General features: G+C 53.0%; 1 rRNA gene. It reads left to right on the plus strand.

Annotated elements, in window-relative coordinates:
• The first annotated feature begins 1 nt into the window (after position 1).
• Positions 2 to 2,935, plus strand: a 23S ribosomal RNA gene (locus tag D0469_RS14390).

The raw sequence follows: 2,935 nt of genomic DNA on the forward strand, positions 1-2,935 counted from the left end.
TGGTTAAGTTAGAAAGGGCGCACGGTGGATGCCTTGGCACTAGGAGCCGATGAAGGACGGGACTAACACCGATATGCTTCGGGGAGCTGTAAGTAAGCTTTGATCCGAAGATTTCCGAATGGGGAAACCCACTGTTCGTAATGGAACAGTATCTACACCTGAATTCATAGGGTGATGAAGGCAGACCCGGGGAACTGAAACATCTAAGTACCCGGAGGAAGAGAAAGCAAACGCGATTTCCTGAGTAGCGGCGAGCGAAACGGAACATAGCCCAAACCAAGAGGCTTGCCTCTTGGGGTTGTAGGACACTCAACATGGAGTTACAAAGGAACGGGGTAGGCGAAGAGACCTGGAAAGGTCCGTCAGAGAAGGTAAAAACCCTGTAACCGAAACTTCGTTCCCTCCTGAGTGGATCCTGAGTACGGCGGGACACGAGAAATCCCGTCGGAAGCAGGGAGGACCATCTCCCAAGGCTAAATACTCCCTAGTGACCGATAGTGAACCAGTACCGTGAGGGAAAGGTGAAAAGCACCCCGGAAGGGGAGTGAAAGAGATCCTGAAACCGTGTGCCTACAAGTAGTCAGAGCCCATTTACGGGTGATGGCGTGCCTTTTGTAGAATGAACCGGCGAGTTACGATTACATGCAAGGTTAAGTTGAGAAGACGGAGCCGCAGCGAAAGCGAGTCTGAATAGGGCGAATGAGTATGTGGTCGTAGACCCGAAACCAGGTGATCTACCCATGTCCAGGGTGAAGTTCAGGTAACACTGAATGGAGGCCCGAACCCACGCACGTTGAAAAGTGCGGGGATGAGGTGTGGGTAGCGGAGAAATTCCAATCGAACCTGGAGATAGCTGGTTCTCTCCGAAATAGCTTTAGGGCTAGCCTCAACGCAAGAGTCTTGGAGGTAGAGCACTGATTGGACTAGGGGCCCCCATCGGGTTACCGAATTCAGTCAAACTCCGAATGCCAAAGACTTATCGTTGGGAGTCAGACTGCGAGTGATAAGATCCGTAGTCAAAAGGGAAACAGCCCAGACCACCAGCTAAGGTCCCAAAGTTTATGTTAAGTGGAAAAGGATGTGGAGTTGCTTAGACAACCAGGATGTTGGCTTAGAAGCAGCCACCATTTAAAGAGTGCGTAATAGCTCACTGGTCGAGTGACTCCGCGCCGAAAATGTACCGGGGCTAAACATAACACCGAAGCTGTGGATTGATACCGTTGGTATCAGTGGTAGGAGAGCGTTCTAAGGGCGTTGAAGCCAGACCGGAAGGACTGGTGGAGCGCTTAGAAGTGAGAATGCCGGTATGAGTAGCGAAAGAAGGGTGAGAATCCCTTCCACCGAATGCCTAAGGTTTCCTGAGGAAGGCTCGTCCGCTCAGGGTTAGTCGGGACCTAAGCCGAGGCCGAAAGGCGTAGGCGATGGACAACAGGTTGATATTCCTGTACCACCAATTCATCGTTTGAGCAATGGGGGGACGCAGGAGGATAGGGTAAGCGCGCTGTTGGATATGCGCGTCCAAGCAATTAGGCTGATAATGAGGCAAATCCCATTATCATGAAGGCTGAGTTGTGATGGCGAGGGAAATATAGTACCGAAGTTCCTGATTCCACACTGCCAAGAAAAGCCTCTAGCGAGATGAAGGGTGCCCGTACCGCAAACCGACACAGGTAGGCGAGGAGAGAATCCTAAGGTGTGCGAGAGAACTCTCGTTAAGGAACTCGGCAAAATGACCCCGTAACTTCGGGAGAAGGGGTGCTTTTTAGGGTTCATAGCCCTGAAAAGCCGCAGTGAATAGGCCCAGGCGACTGTTTAGCAAAAACACAGGTCTCTGCGAAGCCGCAAGGCGAAGTATAGGGGCTGACGCCTGCCCGGTGCTGGAAGGTTAAGGGGAGAGGTTAGCGCAAGCGAAGCTTTGAACCGAAGCCCCAGTAAACGGCGGCCGTAACTATAACGGTCCTAAGGTAGCGAAATTCCTTGTCGGGTAAGTTCCGACCCGCACGAAAGGCGTAACGATCTGGGCACTGTCTCAACGAGAGACTCGGTGAAATTATAGTACCTGTGAAGATGCAGGTTACCCGCGACAGGACGGAAAGACCCCGTGGAGCTTTACTGCAGCCTGATATTGAATTTTGGTACAGCTTGTACAGGATAGGTAGGAGCCTTTGAAGCCGGAGCGCCAGCTTCGGTGGAGGCGTCGGTGGGATACTACCCTGGCTGTATTGAAATTCTAACCCGCGCCCCTGATCGGGGCGGGAGACAGTGTCAGGCGGGCAGTTTGACTGGGGCGGTCGCCTCCTAAAATGTAACGGAGGCGCCCAAAGGTTCCCTCAGAATGGTTGGAAATCATTCGCAGAGTGTAAAGGCACAAGGGAGCTTGACTGCGAGACCTACAAGTCGAGCAGGGACGAAAGTCGGGCTTAGTGATCCGGTGGTTCCGCATGGAAGGGCCATCGCTCAACGGATAAAAGCTACCCCGGGGATAACAGGCTTATCTCCCCCAAGAGTCCACATCGACGGGGAGGTTTGGCACCTCGATGTCGGCTCATCGCATCCTGGGGCTGTAGTCGGTCCCAAGGGTTGGGCTGTTCGCCCATTAAAGCGGTACGCGAGCTGGGTTCAGAACGTCGTGAGACAGTTCGGTCCCTATCCGTCGCGGGCGCAGGAAATTTGAGAGGAGCTGTCCTTAGTACGAGAGGACCGGGATGGACGCACCGCTGGTGTACCAGTTGTCTTGCCAAAGGCATCGCTGGGTAGCTATGTGCGGACGGGATAAGTGCTGAAAGCATCTAAGCATGAAGCCCCCCTCAAGATGAGATTTCCCATAGCGTCAAGCTAGTAAGATCCCTGAAAGATGATCAGGTTGATAGGTCAGGGGTGGAAGCGTGGTGACACGTGGAGCTGACTGATACTAATCGATCGAGGACTTAACCAA

Origin of the sequence: Peribacillus saganii (genome assembly GCF_003429095.1) — a bacterium.
Classification (GTDB): Bacteria; Bacillota; Bacilli; order Bacillales; family DSM-1321; genus Peribacillus; species Peribacillus saganii.